An 18,637-nucleotide genomic window follows, 5' to 3' on the forward strand; every position below is an offset into this window, starting at 1 on the left:
CATGGTGGAGAACTCGCGCGTCGCGCTGGAAAGTTACGTCAACGCGCGCCGCAGTTTGCTTGCTGCGATGCTTGCCGACCACCGTGCCGGGGTGTCCGCGAATGACATCGCGGACACGGTACGCAGGGCGTGGTCGCGTCCTGTCACGCTGGAGTACCTCAGTACCTGGGAACTCGCCGACCGGGCCCGTGCCGCGGTGAATGCGGCCGGTTTGGGCGGGCTGGTGCAGGTGCGCACAACCGGGGACATCGCCGGGCCCCGCCGGGTCCTGCTGCGGATCGCCTGCGATCCGGACGACACCGCCCCGGATCTGTGGGCGACGCTGCCGGACCGGATTGCGGCCGCTCTCACCGAAGCCGGCATCAGTTGGGCGTTCCCCGACGGGCCAGGCGTACCTCTGGCCCGGCTGCTCGACGACGTTGACGAGGTGACGCTGCGCAACCCCTTGAAAGCGAGACCGGGCCGCGCTCCCCACCCCGCACACAACGCTAGGCAACCCCACGATGAGAGGAAACCGAGCATGACCGTCAGCAACAGCCGCGCCACCGCGCTCAACCGCGCCGCGCGCTTCCTGCCCGCCGACCCCGCCGACCCGACCACTCTGCCCTGCATCGAGATCGCGGGTGTCCAGGTCTACGCCTACATCCGAGACGGCCGCGTCTGCGTCTCCGTCGACCTGGAAACAGCCGAAGCCGAACTGGTGCGTCCCGACGGCACCGTGCCCCTCACCGTGGACGTCGGCGTCAACACCGTATTTGAGGGCTGAGTATCCCCATCATCCTCTGAGGACGTCGGCGTCATCACCCCGGACACGCGCAGGCGAATGCAACCCACCACATCGCGGATCGAGGTTCCCGACTGGCGAGTCGCCGGAGCGAGGCCCGCAACGCGGTGCGGCATACCGCTGCGGCAGCAGACGGCGTGTGGCTTGCACTGGCTACCAGCCCGCGAACCGTGCTGTGCGTGTGGGACCCCGCCCTCAGGTTCCCGCCCCGTGCACGGCTGACCAACTGGCGACCAGTGGACGGGGACTGGTGCCATCGCGAGTCTTTTCTTCCATGTGGGGGTGGAAAGTGGAAGGTGACGGCAAGGGGGCCCGGATCCCCTCTGGGCGCGGCAGGAACGAATGTCCAGCCCAGCCTGGGCAATGCCGAGCTGTTCCGCACCAGCGCGACCCTCGGCCCACTCGATGGTGGGGGAGACGAGGACGGATTGACGCAGGCCACCCTCATGACGTTGCGCATGCTCGCCGAGCGCATCGAGCAGCTCACCGGACAGATCGACGAGCGGAACCAACGCCTGCATGGGCTCGTCGAACGACACGTCCCGCAATTGCTCGCACCGGTGGCCATCGGCCCGGACGGCGCCGTCACCTTGCTGGTCATCATGGGAGACAATCCCGAGCGGCTGAACATGGAGGCGTCCTTCGCCACCCTTCGCGCAGTCGGGCCCAGCTGGAACCCGAGTCCGCTACTTCTGGTGCCGTCTTGGCCCGGTCGGGTGCACGGCGGGGGCGTCCGCCCGCAGAGGGGTACGGCTGTGTCATGAAGGCACTGGTGATCAATTGCCCGCTCAAGAAGACCCCCGAGCCGTCCAACACTGCCGCGCTAGCCGAGGTCGTCGGCGACTGGCTGGCGGAGAGCGCAGACGTCGAGGTCGAGTACGTCCGAGCCGTGAATCTCGACATCCACCCCGGCGTGGTCAGTGAAGCCGTCGCCGCGGGCGATGACTGGCCCGCGGTGCATGCCAAGCTGCTGCGGGCGCAGATTCTCGTCATCGCCTCGCCGACCTGGCTCGGCCGGCCGTCCTCGGTCGCCCAGCGCGTCCTGGAACGCATGGACGCCATGCTGTCCGAGACGGACGACGAGGACCGCCCCGTCGCCTACAACCGCGTCGCGGGAGTCGTCGTCACCGGGAACGAGGACGGGGCGCACCACGTGATCAGCGAGATCAACGGCGCTCTGTGCGACATCGGCTACACCGTCCCCGGCCAGTCGTGGACCTACTGGCACCTGGGCCCCGGGCCGGGCCCGGACTACCTCGACGACCGGCGCGGTCACGACTGGTCCCACAAGACCGGCCGCGCGATGGCCGCCAACCTGTACGGCACCGCGCGTGCGCTGGCCGCGAGCCCACTGGACGCTCCGCCTCAGTGAGCCTTGCCCCGTGGCCCGGGAAGTACGGTGCTGGTCACTGTTTTGAGCCGGGCAGGAAGGAAACTCCGGGAGCAGTCGCGCATATCGGCCCTTGTGGCCGGGTGCGTAACCTTCCGTCGGCCGGTCGGCTGCGGACGTGTGGAACGGAGGGCACGCATGAAGGCTGTCGTGTGGCACGGACTGGGGGACATTCGCCTGGACGACGTGCCGGAGCCGAAGATCGAAGACGCCCACGACGCGATCGTGCGCATCACGACGTCCGCGATCTGCGGCACGGACCTCCACTTCATCCGCGGCACCATGCCCGGCATGCAGGAGGGCCGGATCCTCGGCCACGAGGCGGTCGGCGTTGTGGAGGAGGTCGGACCGCAGGTGCGCAACCTCCGCCCCGGGGACCGCGTGGTGGTGCCGTCCACCGTCGCGTGCGGCACGTGCAGCTACTGCCGCGCCGGCTACTACGCGCAGTGCGACAACGCCAACCCCGGCGGACCGGGGGCCGGCACCGTCTTCTTCGGCGGTCCACAGGCCGCCGGGGGCCTGGACGGGCTCCAGGCCGAGTACGCCCGGATCCCGTACGCCCACGTCGGACTGGTCCCGCTGCCGGACACCGTCGACGACGCCCAGGCCATCCTGCTCTCCGACATCTATCCCACCGCCTGGTTCGGGGCGCGGCTCGCTGAGATCGGCGCCGGGGACACCGTGGCGATCGTCGGGGCCGGACCGATCGGACAGGCCGCCATCGCCTGCGCCCGTCTCCAGGGCGCAGGGCGCATCATCGTCGTCGACGGTGTGGGCGACCGGCTGGAGCTGGCCCGCGACCAGCACGCCGAGACGGTCGACTTCAACGCCGAGGACCCGGTCGAGGCCGTGGTGCAGCTGACTGGCGGCATCGGGGCGGACCGGGTGGTCGACGCCGTAGGCGTGGACGCCCAGCGCCCGTCCCACGGGCCGGCGGCCGAAGCCCTGCGCAGTCAGGTCGAGCAGTTCGACCACGAACGGGACGAGGCCGCCCCGGAGCAGAACCCGGACGGAAAGACGTGGGTGCCCGGCGACGCGCCGTCGCTGGCGGCCCGCTGGGCGGTGCAGATGGCGGCCAAGGCCGGCACGATCGGCACCGTGGGGGTCTATCCGCCGCAGGTGCAGCACTATCCGTTCGGTGAGGCGTTCATGAAGAACCTCACGCTCAAGATGGGCAACTGCAACCACCGCCGCTACGTGCCCGAGCTGGTGTCCATGGTCGCCGCAGGCCGCCTAGACCCCACGCCACTGATCACCCGCTGGGTCGGAACCGAGGACGCGCTCGACGCCTACCGGACTTTCGACCGGCGCGAGTCCGGCTGGACGAAGGTGGCCCTCGGGGTCGCGGGCGACGGTTCCGTCGCACCCGGCCTCGGTGAAGCGGCAGGAACGGGAGCGGCGACCACAGCGGGCACGCAGGCCCGGGCGGCGACGGACCACGAGGGCGGGCGTGACCGGTCGTGACGGCGAAAGCGGGCGAGAAGGCACAGAAGACGGGCGACTTCTACTGCGCCAGTTGCAGCGAGAAAGTCCATGTCGAGCAAGGAGACAAGATCCCCTCCTGCCCGAACGGACACAAGGAGTTCGAGACCCGCCGCAACGAACCGGGCAACAAGTCCTGACCGGCGGAGCGCTGCCGGCGGCCGAGCCACGTCAAGGGCTCCCATCCGGTGACGAGCCCCGGCCCGCCCAGTGCCCCGGAGTGCTACACCACCGGCGCCGTCATGGCCCTGGGCGCTTGACCGGTCGGATCCTCGCGGGCAGGCCGCTCAGTGTGTGTGGGGCCGGTCGTCGCGGCTGCTGGTTCCCGTGTCGCTGTGCCCCTGCGGGATGCCGGCCTGAAGCACCAGCAGTCCGTAGACCACCGAGTCCGGCCGGGCGGTCGTTGTGTTCGAGGATGGTGCGCCAGGCCACTGCGGTCTCGTTGGCGTCGGCCGGGCGGACGATGTCCAGGCCGGGGATGGCCCGCAGCGCCGCGTAGTGCTCGCTGGGCTGGTGGGTGGGGCCGTCCTCGCCCAGCTTGATGGAGTCGTGTGTCGACACGTAGGTGACCGGGAGCTGCATGAGCGCGGCCAGCCGCACCGCAGCCTCCCCCTTGACCGCGGTGTTGTTGCTCCCCGCCAGGTCGGCGGAACCGCCCCACAGCTCCGGCAGGACCGGGTACAGGGCGGCGAGGACCTCGCCGGAAGCCTTCCGGGTCGCCAGGCCCTTCGGATCGGCGTCCCAGACCGGCAGGTGGAGTTCGGCACCGGCTCAACCAACATCCACACAGCGGTCCTCCGCCGGGTGTTTCCCACTGGACGGCACAGGCAACCCGGGCCGTGCGATCGCGCAGTCCGGTCTTTTTGTTCTGTGCCGCGCTCATCAGGACACTGCGCAGTCTCCGACCCACTGGGAGTACACGGATGACACCTACTCCATCCGCCCATTGGCCCGGCCGGCCGAGCCTGCGCGTCGGTGTGCTGGGGTCGTACGGCGGCTTCAGCATCGGTGACGAGTCGGTCCTGACCTGTGTGCTGCACTGTCTGCGCGAACAGCGTCCGGACGCGCGGCTGGTCGTCTTCAGCCGGGATGCAGAGCACACACGGGCGCACCACCCGGGCGCCGACGAGGTCGTGGACTGGGAGGGCGTCAGCCGCACCCGGGTCCAAGAGGCGCTGGCCTCGCTGGGTCTGCTGATCCTGGGCGGTGGTGGGATCCTCTACGACGGTGAGGCGCGCCGTTACCTGCGTCTGGTGCGGGCCGCGCAGGAGCGTGGTATCCGCACGTTCGCCTACGCGGTCGGCGCGGGGCCGCTGCGCGAGCCGGAGGACCGCGAGGCCGTCCGTACGGTGCTGGCGGAGATGGACGACGTGGTGGTGCGCGATGAGGAGTCCAAGCTCGTGCTGGAGGACGTCGGCGTCGAACGCGAGGTCGTCGTCACGGCCGATCCGGCGCTGCTGCTGGGGCCGGAGCCGTTCACCGACGAGATGATGCGCCACGAGGGGGTGCCCACCGGCGTCCGGCTGGTGGGTATGTCGGTGCGGGAGCCGGGCCGGGCGGCCGAGAAGCTGGACGAGGGCGACTACCACGCGCTGCTCGCCGACGTCGCCGACTTCCTGGTCCGCCGGCTGAACGCGTACGTGGTGTTCCTGCCGATGGAGCGGCACGACGTCCGGCACGCGCACGCCGTGCTGTCCCACATGACCGCCGCCGACAAGGGGCGGATCGTGCACGGCGCGTACAGCCCGGGGCAGGTTGCGCCATCTGGATCTGGCGGTCGGCATGCGCCTGCACTTCGTGATCTTCGCGGCGCTGTCCGGGCTGCCGGTGCTGCCGCTGCCGTATTCGGGCAAGGTCTTCGACTTCGCCCGGCGCATGGGCGCTCCAGCCCTGGTGGGCGTGGCGCGGGAGCAGGCCGGGCTGCTGCTTGCGGAGGTGGACCGGCTGTGGGACGAGTACCCGCAGCGCCGGGAGGACCTGCGTGCTCGGGTGAGCGAGCTGGCCACGCGGGCTTCGGAGACCTGCGCCCGGTGCGGGGCGCTGCTGGACGACATCGACGGCACGGCACCGTTCACGGCGGCGCAAACGCCTTCCGAGCCTGTGGTGGAGCCGCGTCCGCTGCACATGTGAGGCAGGCGCCGAGGGCCCGCCCGCGGGAGGAGACCGATGCCGATCCCGCAGGAACCGCCCGAGCCGTGGACGGTCACCTTGCCGGCGCGGCCGGCCCGGGACGGCGGCCGGACGCAGGTGCTGGTGGTGGGCGGCGGCCCGGCGGGCTTCACCGCGGCGGTCGGGGCGGCCGACGCCGGCGCGGAGGTCGTCCTGATGGAGCGCTACGGGTTTCTCGGCGGCAACGCGACGGCGGCGCTGGTCATGCCGCTGATGTCGTTCCACAACGAGTACAGGCACGCCACCTTCACCGAGGACGGTGACCAGACCCGGCTGCTGCCCACCGACCACGGCGAGGGCGAGCCGGTCGTCCAGGGTGTGCTGTGGCGGCTGCTCGACGCGGCTCATGGCCCGCGGCGGCTGCCTGAGGCCCTCCCCGAGGACCGGGTACACGGTCCCCTTCGACCCGGAGCTGTTCGAATTGGTCTTGCTCGGCATGGCGGACGAGGCGGGCGTGCGGATGCTCTTCCACGCCTTCGCCTCCACCGCGCTGCGTCTGGACGACGGCTGGCACGTGGTGTTCGAGAGCGGATCGGGGCCGGTGGTGATCGACGCCGACGTGATCGTGGACGGCACCGGTGACGGTGACGTCGCGGGGTGTGCGGGGTGCCGTACGAGATCGGCCGGCCGGAGGACGGGCTGGTGCAGCCGATGACGCTGATGTTCCGCGTCGCGGACTTCGTCCGCCCGGACTTCGCCGCCTATGTGCGTGAGCACCCCGACCAGTGGCGCGGGGTGCACGGCCTGTGGGACCTGGTCGAGGAGGCCCGGGCGGACGGTGATCTGCGCCTGCCGCGCGAGGACATCCTGTTCTTCGCGACACCACGCCCGCGCGAGGTCAGCGTCAACAGCACCCGCGTGACCCGGGTGCTCGGCACCAGCGTGTGGGACCTGACCCGCGCCGAGTACACCGCCCGGCGCCAGCTCGCCCAGATCGACCACTTCCTGCGCACCCGCGTGCCCGGCTTCGAGGAGTCCTACGTGGTGCAGAGCGGCACCCACATCGGCGTCCGCGAAAGTCGCCGGATCATCGGCGACTACCAGCTCACCGGCCACGACATCCTGGCCGCCCGCCCCTTCCCGGACGTCGTCGCGCACGGTGCCTACCCCGTCGACATCCACAACCCGCGCGGCCCCGGCACGGTCCTGAAGCGGGTGCCCACGGGCAGCTTCTACGACATCCCGCTGCGCAGCCTCGTTCCGCAGAACACCGAGCGGCTGCTGGTGGCCGGCCGCTGCATCTCGGGCACGCACGTGGCGCACTCCTCCTACCGGGTGATGCCGATCGCGATGGCGACCGGCCAGGCGGCCGGGGTGTGCGCGGCGCTGACCGTCCGCCACGGGCACGGACCACGCGGCGTGCCGTACCGGCTGGTGCAGCGGGAACTGCTGCACCAAGGCGCCCGGCTACGGCTCGACCAGCCGTCCGGCTGAACCCCGGTCACCGTCAGCCCACCGGCCCTCGGCTGCCTACCGCACCGTTGCCTCCGGTCGTATGAACGGGGCGGTCGAGGGTAGAACGGTTCTGGCTCTTGCCGTTGCGGGAGCCGGAGCTGCCCGGTGAGCCGGGCTGTTCCCGGGCATGAAGGAAGGACTGGCCATGGCCAGCGGCACCGTGAAGTGGTTCAACTCCGAAAAGGGCTTCGGTTTCATCTCGCAGGACGGCGGGGGCCCCGACGTCTTCGCGCACTACTCCGAGATCCAGGGCAGCGGCTACCGCGAGCTGACCGAGGGTGAGCACGTCACTTTCGACATCGGCCAGGGCCAGAAGGGCCCGCAGGCTCAGAACATCGTGCGCGGCTGACCAGGACGGACAAGGAGGCGGGCCGGGTGTCCGGTCGGGCCGCCGTTCAGGCCATAGGCTGCTGAGGGTGTCGCAGCCGCCCGCGCCGGGTCGGGCTGCGGTCGAGAGCCAGCTGCTCTGGCGGCAGTGAAGCCGCACGCGGCCCACAGGCCCAGAAGGCCCCGCCGGGTGGCCGGCCGGGCCGGGGCTACGGACGATTGCGGGCACCGGGCTCCCGGCCGGAGGCGGCGAGGCCGGCGGACGGCCCGACCGGGCGCGCCGGGGTAGTCGTAACGGTGCCGTCGCCTGCGGAGGCAGTGCTGGAGGGCAGCCGGATGGGAGAGTCGTTTTGTGATCGACCGGGTGAAGGTGAACGGTGCGCTGACCGAACTGATGCTGGCCAGCCACACGGCAACGCTGGAGGACTTGCCGCGGATGGTGGCCGATCATGTCGAGCCGGCGGGCCTGCATGACGTGGCGTTCTTCCTGGTCGATGTGCAGGGCAAGGTCTTGCGGCAGGTCACTGGCCGGGGCGCCGACGCCGGTGCGCAGGGCCTGGAACTGGCCGTCGACTCCACGGTGGCCGGGCTGGCGTTCCAGCGGGTCGATCTGGTGGCCGAGCCCGAGCGGCTGCACGGCCGGGGCGGGCGCCGGTGGTGGGTTCCTGTCACCGACGGGGTGGAGCGCCTGGGCATGCTCCGCGCCGACACCGCGAACGACGACGACGCCACCCGCCACGCTCTGCGCTCGCTGGCATCGATGCTGGCCCTGCTGCTGCTGAGCAAGCGGGACTTCAGCGACTCCCACGCCCGGTTGACCAGGACCGCCCCGATGAGCGTGGCCGCCGAGATGCAGTGGCATCTCACCCCGCCGTCGGCCTTCGCCGGCCGCGCCACCACCGTCGCCGCTGTCTCGGAGCCGGCCTACGAGGTGGGCGGGGACGCCTTCGACTACGCCATCTCCGACAACGTGCTGCACCTGTCCGTGTTCGACGCCATGGGACACGACGCCCGGGCGGGCCTGACCGCCAACATGGCGGTCGCCACCTGCCGCAACGCCCGGCGTCAAGGCGCCGACCTCGTGCAGACCTCCCAGGCGGTGGAGGACGCACTCATGGAGCAGTTCGGCACCACCCGCTACGTCACCGGCATCCTGGCCGACCTGGACTTGCGGACAGGACGGCTGACCTGGATCAACCGCGGCCACCACCTTCCGGTGATCTTGAGGGCGGGACGCTGGCCCCGTGAACTGCAATGCCCTCCGGCCGGGCCCATGGGCGTCGCTCTGGGACTGCCCGTGACCGTCTGCCACGAACAGCTGCAGCCCCGTGACCGGCTCGTCCTCTACACCGACGGCATCGTCGAGGCCCGCGACACAGACGGCCGCCACTTCGGCCTCGAACGCTTCATCGACTACCTCGTACGCCACCACGCCGACCAGCTCACCGTCCACGAGACCCTGCGCCGCATCATCCACGCCGTGCTCGCTCACCACGACGGGGAACTCGACGACGACGCCACCGTCCTGCTCGCCGAATGGCGCGACCCCCACCAGGACGACCTCACACCCTGACCCACCGACCCGCGTGCTACCGCGGGCACAGCACAGACGGCACGAACTGCCACGAGGAGGGTCCATTCCCGAGAACCGGGACGACCAGCCGGCCACCGCGCGCACACTCACCGTGGACAGCGAACCGCTGCCCGGCGGCTTCCTGCTGACTTTGGCGGGCGCCTGGACCATCACACCAGTGCCCGCCTGACCGAAGCCCTGCAGCCGGCGCTGCAGACGAAAGCCCCGGCCGTGAGGCTGGACCTGGCCGGCCTGTCCTTCATCGACTCCACCGGCCTGACCTGCTTGCTGCACATCGACCGGGCAGTGGCCGCGGCGGGCGGCCACACGGTCCTCCTCGCCCCCAGCCCTCCCGTCCAGCGTCTGCTGGACATCACCGGCATCGGTCGGATCCTGTCCGTCCACCCGGGCCATCGCCCGGCACGTCCCGCGCCGAGCAGCCATAGCGAGCAGCATGGCGCGTCCGACGAGTAGGAATGATCCCGACAGGCCCGCTGGGCCTTACCGCACAGCCCGGCCATGCCGGTCGCCGCGGCCCCCTGTCGGCATCCGAACCGGCCCAGCGGGTCATCCGGCCGAATTCATGGAGCGGCTGCTGATGCGATGAGGGCCTGGGGGGCAGCCTGCTTGATGCGGGTGTTCAGCCACCGCAGCTGGCGCTGGGTGTCGGTCTCGCACGTCTGCACGATGTCCAGCAGTTCATGATCGCGTGTGCCCTGGGCTGCCTGGGCCAGGACGGTCCAGGTGATGTCGACGAACGAGGCCAGGGTGTAGAGGTCCTGCAGGTCGCGCAGCAGGCCGACGCCACCGGAGCGGGTGCGGGACAGTCCGTCGGCGTGCAGCCGCTCGGGCTCGTCCTCGCGTTGTTCGCCGTAGCGGTCGGCGACGGGCGCGAGCCGGTCGACGTGCGTGTCGCACATCGCGGCGAGCGTACGGCAGAGGTGGTGCACGTCGGGTTCGCCAGCGTGGCCGTCGGCGACCTGGCGGAAGGCGTCGGCCAGCGTCCGGGACGCGGTGTGCTGCAGGCCGACATAGGTGGCGAGGTGCATCGGTCAGTCCTTCACGCCGGGGGCGGAGGTCGTGGTGCCGCCGGAGCCGGGCTGTCCCGGCGTTTTCTCCGGTGCCGGGGACGGTTGCGGCGGCTCGGTGGTGTGGGGATGTTCGTGCACGTCTGCTTCGGGGCCGCCAAGGGTGGGCGGGACGCTGTGCGGAGCGGCCGGTGCGGACGCGGTGGTCGTGGGGGCCGGTGAAGGGCCGGCGGCATCAGCGATCTTGGTGATTCTGACGGCCCCCAGCTTGTACAGCGGCTGCTTGGACACCGGGTCCCATTCGGTCATCGACAGCTCGTTCGCCGCCCGCGGCTCTTCGCCGGGCGCAGCGCCGTCGGTGCCGGGCTGGTCCCAGTAGCCGTAGTGAAACGGGATGAAGACCACGCCATCGCGGCCGCGGCCGATCCGTACCGGGGCCTGCATGGCTCCCCGGGGTGACTCCAGCCGCACCAGGTCGCCTTCTTGCAGGCCGAGACGTGCCGCGTCGTCGACCGACAGCTCCACCCACACCCCGGACGCCGCGCGGCGCAGCTGGCGGGAGCGCCCGGTCTTGGTGCGGGTGTGGAAGTGGTAGACGGTACGGCCGGTGGTGAGGGCGAACGGGTAGTCCTCTCCCGGGCTCTCGGGCGGTGGGACGTAGGCGGCGGCCTTCAGGAAGGCACGGCCGTCGGGGTTCTTGGCGCGGTACTCCTGGGCACTGACCGCCCCGCCGGTGAGCAGGTCGTGGCCGTAGGTCTCACACACTTCCGGGCGGGTGGGGAAGTTCGCGTCCGCGTAGAGGCGGTCAGTTCCCTCGGGCGCCTGATCGTTGACCGGCCAGGGTATGCCGCTGCCGCCGCGCAGCTTGTCGTAGGTCAGGCCGGTGTAGTCCACCAGGCGTCCGCGGGTGCATTCCTTCCACGCCTCGAAGGCCCCTTGGGGGTCGGACCATGTGATCAGCTGGGCCCCGTCCTTGTCGCGGAAATCCATGCGCCGGGCGTAATCCAGCCAGATGTCCAGGTCACTGCGAGCCTCGCCGGGCGGCTCGACGGCTTTGTCCGACAGGTGCACGGTGCGGTTGACGTTGGTGAACGTGCCCTGTTTCTCCCCCCACAGGGCGGCCGGCAGGACGACGTCGGCGTAGCGGGCGGTCTCGGTGAGGAAGCCGTCCTGGACGATGGTAAACAGTGAGTCCTGCTGGAGGATCTTCCGGATGCGGGGCAGTTCGGGCAGCGAGACGGCGGGGTTGGTGCCGGAGATCCACAGCAGGCCGATCGAGCCCTGCTCGCAGTAGCGCCAGATCTGCATGGCGTGCGTCGGCGGCGACCAGTGCGGAATGGTCATCGGGTCCACATTCCACAGATCGGCCAACTGCTGGACGTGGTCCGGGTTGTCCCAGTTGCGGAAGCCCGGGAGGTCTCCGTCGGCGCCGCACTCGCGGGTGTTCTGGGCGGTGGGCTGGCCGTTCATCTGCAGGATGCCGCAGCCGGGGCGGCCCAGCATGCCGCGCAGCAGGTGCAGGTTGTTCACCGCGCACGAGGCGGCGGTGGCCTGGTGGGACTGGAAGAAGCCCTGCAGCACCGTGGAGAGCACCCGCTCGCTGGTTCCGAAGATCTGCGCGGCGCGGCGGATGTCCTCGGCCGACACGCGGCAGATGTCTGCGGCGTGCTCGGGGGTGTAGGGCTCGACGACGGCTTTCAGTTCGTCGAAGCCGAGAGTGTGCGCCGTGATGTAGTCCTCGTCCAGCCAGCCGTTGTGGATGACCTCGCGGGTCAGGGCGTTCATCAGCGCCTGGTTGGTGCCCGGCAACGGCGCCAGGTGCACCCCACCGGTTGCCCGGGCGGCTTCGGCGACCTTGGTCATGCGCGGGTCGACGGCGACGATCTTCGGCGGGTTCGGGCCATGGATACGGTCCAGGACGCGCATCCACAGCACGGTCTGGGTCTCGGCCATGTTGTGCCCGAACAGGAACACGGCATCGGTGGCCTCGATGTCGCTGTAGCTGCCCGGCTGCCCGTCCGAGCCGAAGCTCTCCTTCAACGCGGCCGCCGCGGTCGCGGTGCAAAGACGGGTGTTGCCGTCCATGTGAGGCGTGCCCAGACCGGCCTTCCCGATCACACCGAGGGTGTAGTACTCCTCCAGGAACAGCTGGCCGGAGGTGTAGAAGGCGTGACTGAGTGCTCCCGCGTCGGTGGCCAGCAGTTGCCGGGAACGCTCGACGATCCGGTCCATCGCCGTGTCCCAGTCGCACTCGACCAGCTCACCGTCGGCGTCGCGGATCAGCGGCCGGGTGAGCCGGTCGGTGCGGCTCCACTGCCACGAGCCGTACAAACCTTTGGGCCCCAGCCGGCCGTGGTTGACGGTATCGGACGCGCGGCCCCGGATGCCCACCATGCGGCCGTCCTTGACCGCGATGTCGCAGCCGCAGCCGTTGCTGCACAGCACGCACGCGGACTGCACCCACCGGTCCACGTCCTTCTCGGACAGCGACGCGTCTAGGTGGGTGTCGACGCGCACCGGCCACGGCGTGTCCCTGGCATGCGGGGTGCGTACGCCCCAGACATCGGCAATCCGGTCACTCACAAGCGATCTCTCCCAGCTGGCAGGGAACCACGGGCGGTCCACAGGTACCCGCCCGTCCGCCCCGGCAACTCGCGAGGAGGCAAAGACCATCGCAACAGCCGTACACGGGACGTCCGATGGACGGCACCCTCCGTCCAGTGCCCGCGTGGTCGTCCCGCGTCGGGACCTGCACTGCCGGTACACCGCCGGCTCCGTTGCGCTGGCGGAGCGACGGCGACCGTTTCACCGTGTCACCAAGGGAAACCCACCCTGCACCGATCGAGTCGGCGCACATCCTGCGCCGGCTCGGCACGCCGATAGCCAAAGAGGAGACTGATCATGCCCGCAGGGTCCAGCTCCAAGCGCGAGCGCCAGTACGAGCACATCAAAGACAGTGCCGAGGACCGCGGCGCGTCCAAGGGGCGGGCCAAGGAGCTCGCTGCCCGCACGGTGAACAAGCAGCGCGCCCGCTCCGGCGAGGCGAAGTCGGTCAGCAGCAGCTCGACGAAGGGCAAGTCCCCGTCGCAGCGCGGCGGAGAGAGGTCGGGCAAGTCCGGAAGCGGACCCACCCGGGAGCAGCTCTATCAGGAGGCGAAGAAGAAGGGCATCGAGGGCCGGTCCTCGATGAACAAGGACCAGCTCGCCAAGGCTCTCGGTCGCTGATCGTTCCCTTCGCCGCGCGAAAGCGTGGATGCGTCTGGTCGGCGTTCGTTGTCGAGTGGCCGCGCGACATACGACACACGGCATACGACGGAAGCTGGGGGCTCTCGAAGCGGCCCAACCGATCATCGGTTCTGCCCTCCCCCGCTCCGGCTAAGCGCGTGAAGTACCGGCTGGGCAGGCGTACTGCCCGAGTGGTGGGTACCCCTCGTTCATGCGACTCGGGGTTGTGGATGTGGGTTCCAATACGGCGCGGCTGGTCATCGCAGAACGGGGCGGTGAGATGCCGCTGCCTGTGTACAGCAGTAAGCGGCGGCTGCGTCTGGCCGAACGGGCCGCGGCCGACGGCCGCCTCGGGCGGGATGCGGTCGATGATCTGGCCAAGGCCGTCGGCAAAGCCAAGAAGGATGCGGCCGACCGGGGCGTGAGCGAGCCCTTCATGTTCGCCACCGCTGCCGTTCGTGAGGCACCCAATCGGCAGCAGGTGCTGGCCGAGGTGCATGCCCGCACCGGCGTGCACCTGCACGTCATGCCCGGCGTGCGGGAGGCGGAGCTGGCGTTTACGGCCGCCCGGCACTGGATGGGCTGGCGGGCCGGGCCGATGGTCCTCCTCGACATCGGAGGAGGATCCCTGGAGATCGCCGTCGGCCGCGGCCGGATGCCCGACTACGCCGTCTCACTGCCGCTGGGAGCCGGTCGGCTCACGCGAGAACATCTGAATCAGGATGTGCTCCCCGACCCGGCAGCGCTGCGGCTGGTGCGGCGGCGCATCCGCCACGAACTGCGCGATGTGGCCGCCCGCATCCAGTGGGAGGGCCCGCGAACCGCCGTGGCCACATCCCGCACCTTCCACCAACTCGCACGCCTGTGCGCAGCCGGCCTCGACAACACGGCACCCAAGAACGCACCTGGCCGGCTGACCCGCCGCGGTCTGAAGGCCGCAGTGGGCACCCTGGCTGGCCTGACCGCACCCGAGCGGGCCCAGCTGCCCGGCATCTCCCCGGCACGCGCACACCAATCCCTGGCCGGAGCACTCATCGCCCACACCACCATGCGCTTGCTGCACCTGGACCAGGCCGTGCTCTGCCCCTGGGCAGTACGAGAGGGCGTCCTGCTCACTGCCCTCAACGGCAACGGCTCCACTCAGTTGCGCCCGACCGCGCCTCTGCCGCAGCCTGCTGCAGAGCCGGCCGCCTTGCCCGCCTCAGTCGGCTGAAGCCCACAATCAGGCAGATCCACTTGGGTGAGCGCGGCCTGCTTCGAGCGGTCGCCGTGCACTGAGCGGCGCCGTCGCGGCCCTTCCACCGGTGTCGGCCCGAACTCCGCTGTGCCGGCCGGACGACGCTCACCGCGCCGTCGGTCGGCGCGGCCCGCCCGGCAGCTGACGGACGGGCCGCGGCAAGAAGCGCCGTAGAGGTCTGTCAGCCCTCCACTCCCGTGGCGGAGTGGGACGCGCCGACCGGCTTGGACTCCGGTGATCCGCGCTGCCTGAGGTAGATCGCGAGGATCGCCATCGAGGCGACCGCCAGCAACTCGGACTGCCAGTTCTGCAGGGTCCGACTCCAGAAATCTGCGGAAGACAGGTACTGGCTCCAGCTGACCGGAGCTTGCAACTGGCGCAGCTGCTGCTCGTTGTAGGCGGCGACGCCGGCGATGGACTGGGCCAGCCAGGACAGCAGGAAGATGCTGCCCATGACCAGGCCGAGGGAACGGGAGTAGATCACCTGACGCCAGCCCTTGGCGGCGGCCCAGCGCGGGGAGTCATCCCGCGCGTGCTCGCCGACCATCTGGTCCCGGTCGGATTCGGTGCCGGACCGGTCGAGTTCCTTGGACTCCGGTGAGCCCCGCTGCAGCAGGTAGACGGTGGCGAAGATGTAGAGGAAGAACTGCAGGTACTCCGACTGCCAGTTCTCAGTGACGTCGACGGCGAAATCCGATGCGGTGAGGTAGGCGCCGAAGCTCAGGGGCGCCATGCCGTCGGTCCTGAGCTGGTTGTTGAACTCCGCATGTCCTGCGACGGCCTGACCTGCCAGGCAGGTCAAGAATGCCGCCATGAACAGCAGGCCCAGACTGTTGTGGCGGACAAAGCGACGCGCGGCCGACGCCGTGTTCTGCCCGGGGACCGGTGCCTTGTCACTCATCGGCGCATCAGCCCCAACGCCATGAAATACGCCAATCCGGCCGCAATCACCAAAACCGTTCCTGCAAACAACGTCTTCATGGCCTTCTCACCCGCCCTTGATTTCGCACTGGTACGGCTGGTCGGCACGTGGCCGGCAACCTGCCGCGGTCACCTTCCAGCCCGCGGGGAATCGCGCCAGGAAAACAGTGTCGTGCCCCAGGACCACCCGGGCCTGGCCGCCGTAGACGTCCACCGTCCGTACCGCTCCGGCCTGTGGCAGCTGCTGCTCGCTCATGGCCTGCTCACATCGGCTTCGGACCGACTGCTCCAGCTCCTGGCGGGTGGAGGGGGCGAGAGCTGCACACGCGGGGCCGTTCCGGCCGGCCTGCAGCGCGGTCTCGAAGCGGGTGACTTCCTCGGTGACCTGGTCCCGCCGCTCGGGGAAGCTGCGCAGGAGGTGAGAACAGCAATCGCCAGTATCCCCGCGGCGATACCCGAGCCATACTGTCGTCTCGGCATCCCGTCTCCTTCGTGCCCCCAACCGGTCGGACCACCCGGTTGATCACGTGCCGAGCGTGTACCCGCGTCGTGGGCGCGCATCCGGCCACCGGCAGGGAATGACCGGCAGGCCGGCGCAACCCCGAGCCGGTCAGGTCCGGCTTCCTCCCGGCCGAGCCGGAAGGCACATCTCAGCAAGGAGGCCGAAATGGTCGCTCGCCCACACGCCTTCCACCGGTTGCGTGAACATCCGCTCGCATCGCTCGACCTCAAGCGTCGGGCCGTGGTCATCGCAGCGCACCATCACGTAGTCGATCCGCCGCCCCTCCTCCCTGGGCATGTCGCCTTGCTGGACGAGTGGATTGTCCGGGGAGAAGGTGTGACCGGGATCGTCCGGGTGCGCGGCCTCCCACGCGTCGCGGTAGTAGACGCTCATCTGGTCCAGTGACTGCCGGCCCTGCCAGAACCGCACGCTGGCACTGTCGGGTGCGGCATCGAAGTCCCCCAACACCACCGCATGGCGGCATCCCTCACCGATCATGCTTTCCACCAGGCGGGCGGCCGTCACCGCCTGCCGCTCCCGCTCACGCTCATGACCACGCGGCCAGCTGGGCTTGTGATGCGCCACCACGAGCGGGCCGAAGGGAGCGGGGACAGCCACCTGCGCGACGACGACAGCGCACCACGGCGCCGCCTCGATCCGTCCCGTCTCCCGGAAGGCGTCCTTCTTGACCGTGCCGAACGGCCAGCGACTGGCCAGCACGGCGCCGACGCCGCCGCGCGACCAGCATGGGTGCGCAACGACGTGCCAGCCCTCGCCCAGCACGTCCCGCACGCCGTCGTACTCGGCCGATCTCACGATCTCCTGCACAGCGACGACGTCCGGCCGCGCCTGGGCGATGCCCGCGGCCAGCACCCGCCTGCGGTCCCCCCAGCCGGCGTGGCCGGCATCCAGGGCGTTCACCGTCATCATCCGCACCCGGCGTAACGTCGACGACTCAGTCACTGCCGTCGGCCGGTGATCCATTCCGGCCGCCTCCTTCCGCCAGCCATCGCCGCAGCCCAGTCCTCGTCACTGGCACGTCAGCTGCTCCAGGCCGGTCGAAGCTCGCGCAGCGACGGCCCGGACAGCGGAGAAGCCGGCCAACACGTCATCCGGCTGCCAGCAGCCAGCACAAGCGGGACTGGTTACGACAGCCGCCCCGCCGTCACAGCGCCCGGCCCCAAGACCTCACCACGCCGTGATGACCGCAGCTCTACGCCGCCAGCGTCTTGTCCTTCACGCAGCCGCCGAAACGGCCGGCACCGTACTGCTCCAGCAGCGCATCGGCGGCGAGCAGAGCCTCCTCGACGGTTCGGGACCCGGTCATCACACACAACGTGTAGGTGGCGTCGTCCAGTGCCTGGCTGTTCACACCGGTGGGGCGCACATCGTGTTCGATACGGGCGGAAGCGAACTGGGCCAGCGCAGCGCGCAGCTGCGGCTCGGTCGGAGTGATCATGGTGACGCCTCTACCCTCAAGGCCCATCCCCCAGTTCGGCTGACCGCGCTGCGCGAGGACCTGGCTGTACCTCCGGTCACATGGGATGCCTCAGCTGACTACCGGGCACCTCAAGCCACCTACAGGTCCCCCGCATCGGGCCAGTCATGCCACCGAGCCTGCCGGGCCAGCCGGGCGCCAGGGGTCGAGGGGCGCCGGACGAGAGGGTCGCTGGAAGACAGAGGGCGCTGGACGCTCAAGCCTGCTGTAGCCGGGCGCCCGTCCCCACCTGGAGGTGAATGGCGACACGTCTGCTGCCGGCCCTGGCAAGCGGGTCGACGTCCGGTGGCCGCACTGTGTTGAACCTCAGGGTGCGCCGCTCGCCACCGTTACTGCGGCAGGGCCCCAGAGGATGGGCGGCCAGGACTCGGACCGTGCCGTACAGATTCGCCGCTATGGCCCGGCCGGTCTTGTGGGCCCAGTCGTGCCCCCCTGATCGTCGAGGTATTCCGGCCCGGGGCCGGGACCGAGGTGCCAGTACGTCCACGACTGTCCCGGGACCGTGTAGCCGATGTCGCACAGGGCGTTGATCTCACTGATCACATGGCCCGCAGCGTCCCTGCGGCCCACGGCCACCATCCGGCTTTCACACGTACTGCGCGTCATGCCGGCGCGGCGATGACACGGACGATGGGTACCCGGACTGGACGGGACGAGTTCCCGCAAGGAAGAGCTCCTCAGCCGGACGGCCGATGCCGTCACAGCTTCCGGCGCACTCCGGCTTCCTTGATGACGTCGGCGAACTGGTGCCCGGAGGTACCGTCGAAGGCTCCGGCCCCAAGCCTCGCCGCAATGTCGGCAGTATCGTACGGCGCCTGACGTCCTCGACTTCGAAAGCCAGTGCGGCGCACTGCGCGACAGCGGTGAGCACCAGGCCCGTGAGGCCGGCCGCCTCCTTCCATGCCTGCCGCGGAACAGGTGGTAGGCGCCGGTGAGGAAGAAGCGCAGTGACGACGTGGCCATAACCACGGAGGCGACGAGTTTGTCGGATCTGCTGGCCGTGACCGGTATCAGCAGCGCGAGCCCGGCCAGCAGGAGCAGCAACC

16 protein-coding genes and 4 pseudogenes are annotated in these 18,637 nt (G+C 70.1%); 12 read left to right on the top strand and 8 right to left on the bottom strand.

The genetic code is table 11. The annotated features are described in order from the left end of the window. The first annotated feature begins 1 nt into the window (after position 1). The 5 genes from AB0L74_RS26980 to AB0L74_RS27000 all read left to right on the top strand — a co-directional run bounded on the left by AB0L74_RS26980 (position 2) and on the right by AB0L74_RS27000 (position 3,796). A complete protein-coding gene (locus tag AB0L74_RS26980; RefSeq protein ID WP_365657579.1) occupies positions 2-766 on the top strand; it encodes a hypothetical protein in 765 nt (254 codons plus the stop codon). 314 nt (positions 767-1,080) lie between these two features. Next, a complete protein-coding gene (locus AB0L74_RS26985) occupies positions 1,081-1,548 on the top strand; it encodes a hypothetical protein (RefSeq protein WP_365657582.1) in 468 nt (155 codons plus the stop codon). Further along, positions 1,545-2,156, top strand: a complete 612-nt coding sequence (locus tag AB0L74_RS26990; protein WP_365657585.1) for a flavodoxin family protein — start codon at positions 1,545-1,547, stop codon at positions 2,154-2,156. Before AB0L74_RS26985 ends, AB0L74_RS26990 begins: the two co-directional genes overlap by 4 nt. Before the next feature lie 156 nt (positions 2,157-2,312). Continuing rightward, the gene (locus AB0L74_RS26995; RefSeq protein WP_365657588.1) at positions 2,313-3,638 is read left to right on the top strand and encodes a zinc-dependent alcohol dehydrogenase; all 1,326 of its coding nucleotides are present in this window, start codon (positions 2,313-2,315) and stop codon (positions 3,636-3,638) included. Beyond that, positions 3,635-3,796, top strand: coding sequence for a hypothetical protein (locus AB0L74_RS27000; RefSeq protein ID WP_365657591.1), 162 nt, complete (start codon positions 3,635-3,637; stop codon positions 3,794-3,796). Before AB0L74_RS26995 ends, AB0L74_RS27000 begins: the two co-directional genes overlap by 4 nt. 250 nt (positions 3,797-4,046) lie before the next feature. On the opposite strand, the pseudogene AB0L74_RS27005 reads toward AB0L74_RS27000, so the two are convergent. Continuing rightward, positions 4,047-4,409, bottom strand: a pseudogene (locus AB0L74_RS27005) (transketolase); the annotation flags it as partial. Positions 4,410-4,579: 170 nt separating this feature from the next. Here AB0L74_RS27005 and AB0L74_RS27010 point away from each other — a divergent pair. The 5 genes and pseudogenes from AB0L74_RS27010 to AB0L74_RS27030 all read left to right on the top strand — a co-directional run bounded on the left by AB0L74_RS27010 (position 4,580) and on the right by AB0L74_RS27030 (position 9,654). After that, positions 4,580-5,786: pseudogene (locus tag AB0L74_RS27010) on the top strand (polysaccharide pyruvyl transferase family protein). Positions 5,787-5,822: 36 nt separating this feature from the next. Further along, positions 5,823-7,259: pseudogene (locus AB0L74_RS27015) on the top strand (FAD-dependent oxidoreductase). 166 nt (positions 7,260-7,425) lie between these two features. Continuing rightward, on the top strand, positions 7,426-7,629 hold the full coding sequence (locus AB0L74_RS27020) for a cold-shock protein (protein ID WP_356863152.1): 204 nt from the start codon (positions 7,426-7,428) through the stop codon (positions 7,627-7,629). Between the two features lie 330 nt (positions 7,630-7,959). Beyond that, on the top strand, positions 7,960-9,180 hold the full coding sequence (locus tag AB0L74_RS27025) for a PP2C family protein-serine/threonine phosphatase (protein WP_365657594.1): 1,221 nt from the start codon (positions 7,960-7,962) through the stop codon (positions 9,178-9,180). A gap of 162 nt (positions 9,181-9,342) precedes the next feature. Beyond that, entirely contained in the window at positions 9,343-9,654 is a 312-nt protein-coding gene (locus AB0L74_RS27030) for an STAS domain-containing protein (protein WP_365657690.1), read from the top strand. Positions 9,655-9,761: 107 nt separating this feature from the next. On the opposite strand, the gene AB0L74_RS27035 is transcribed toward AB0L74_RS27030, so the two are convergent. Both AB0L74_RS27035 and AB0L74_RS27040 read right to left on the bottom strand, forming a co-directional pair. Then, a complete protein-coding gene (locus AB0L74_RS27035) occupies positions 9,762-10,229 on the bottom strand; it encodes a hypothetical protein (RefSeq protein ID WP_365657597.1) in 468 nt (155 codons plus the stop codon). Between the two features lie 3 nt (positions 10,230-10,232). Then, positions 10,233-12,791 (bottom strand): molybdopterin-dependent oxidoreductase, encoded by a 2,559-nt coding sequence (locus AB0L74_RS27040; RefSeq protein ID WP_365657600.1) that lies wholly within the window; start codon positions 12,789-12,791, stop codon positions 10,233-10,235. A 318-nt stretch (positions 12,792-13,109) separates the two neighbouring features. On the opposite strand from AB0L74_RS27040, the gene AB0L74_RS27045 reads away from it, so the two are divergent. Further along, the gene (locus tag AB0L74_RS27045; RefSeq protein ID WP_365657603.1) at positions 13,110-13,433 is read left to right on the top strand and encodes a plasmid stabilization protein; all 324 of its coding nucleotides are present in this window, start codon (positions 13,110-13,112) and stop codon (positions 13,431-13,433) included. 211 nt (positions 13,434-13,644) lie between these two features. After that, positions 13,645-14,646: a Ppx/GppA family phosphatase gene (locus tag AB0L74_RS27050; protein ID WP_365657605.1), complete on the top strand. Its 1,002-nt coding sequence runs from the start codon at positions 13,645-13,647 to the stop codon at positions 14,644-14,646. Between the two features lie 205 nt (positions 14,647-14,851). Here the strand turns inward: AB0L74_RS27050 and AB0L74_RS27055 are convergent, their stop codons facing one another. From AB0L74_RS27055 to AB0L74_RS27075, 5 genes and pseudogenes are all read right to left on the bottom strand, one after another. Then, positions 14,852-15,571, bottom strand: a complete 720-nt coding sequence (locus AB0L74_RS27055; protein WP_365657607.1) for a DUF6766 family protein — start codon at positions 15,569-15,571, stop codon at positions 14,852-14,854. Between the two features lie 87 nt (positions 15,572-15,658). Beyond that, complete coding sequence (locus tag AB0L74_RS27060; RefSeq protein ID WP_365657610.1) at positions 15,659-15,847, bottom strand: hypothetical protein; 189 nt, start codon at positions 15,845-15,847, stop codon at positions 15,659-15,661. Positions 15,848-16,201: 354 nt separating this feature from the next. Then, positions 16,202-17,077, bottom strand: coding sequence for an endonuclease/exonuclease/phosphatase family protein (locus tag AB0L74_RS27065; protein ID WP_365657613.1), 876 nt, complete (start codon positions 17,075-17,077; stop codon positions 16,202-16,204). 229 nt (positions 17,078-17,306) lie between these two features. Beyond that, entirely contained in the window at positions 17,307-17,552 is a 246-nt protein-coding gene (locus tag AB0L74_RS27070; protein ID WP_365657616.1) for a DUF5133 domain-containing protein, read from the bottom strand. 385 nt (positions 17,553-17,937) lie between these two features. Beyond that, a pseudogene (locus AB0L74_RS27075) lies at positions 17,938-18,149 on the bottom strand (flavodoxin family protein); the annotation flags it as partial. Positions 18,150-18,637 lie beyond the last annotated feature (488 nt).

Source organism: Streptomyces sp. NPDC052020 (assembly GCF_040680575.1).
Classification (GTDB): domain Bacteria; phylum Actinomycetota; class Actinomycetes; order Streptomycetales; family Streptomycetaceae; genus Streptomyces.

Coding starts and splice junctions, on each gene's coding strand:
- AB0L74_RS26980 (WP_365657579.1), top strand. CDS start 2: ATGGTGGAGAACTCGCGCGTCGCGCTGGAAAGTTACGTCAACGCGCGC.
- AB0L74_RS26990 (WP_365657585.1), top strand. CDS start 1,545: ATGAAGGCACTGGTGATCAATTGCCCGCTCAAGAAGACCCCCGAGCCG.
- AB0L74_RS26995 (WP_365657588.1), top strand. CDS start 2,313: ATGAAGGCTGTCGTGTGGCACGGACTGGGGGACATTCGCCTGGACGAC.
- AB0L74_RS27020 (WP_356863152.1), top strand. CDS start 7,426: ATGGCCAGCGGCACCGTGAAGTGGTTCAACTCCGAAAAGGGCTTCGGT.
- AB0L74_RS27035 (WP_365657597.1), bottom strand. CDS start 10,229: ATGCACCTCGCCACCTATGTCGGCCTGCAGCACACCGCGTCCCGGACG.
- AB0L74_RS27045 (WP_365657603.1), top strand. CDS start 13,110: ATGCCCGCAGGGTCCAGCTCCAAGCGCGAGCGCCAGTACGAGCACATC.
- AB0L74_RS27050 (WP_365657605.1), top strand. CDS start 13,645: ATGCGACTCGGGGTTGTGGATGTGGGTTCCAATACGGCGCGGCTGGTC.
- AB0L74_RS27055 (WP_365657607.1), bottom strand. CDS start 15,571: ATGAGTGACAAGGCACCGGTCCCCGGGCAGAACACGGCGTCGGCCGCG.
- AB0L74_RS27060 (WP_365657610.1), bottom strand. CDS start 15,847: ATGAGCGAGCAGCAGCTGCCACAGGCCGGAGCGGTACGGACGGTGGAC.
- AB0L74_RS27065 (WP_365657613.1), bottom strand. CDS start 17,077: ATGGATCACCGGCCGACGGCAGTGACTGAGTCGTCGACGTTACGCCGG.
- AB0L74_RS27070 (WP_365657616.1), bottom strand. CDS start 17,552: ATGATCACTCCGACCGAGCCGCAGCTGCGCGCTGCGCTGGCCCAGTTC.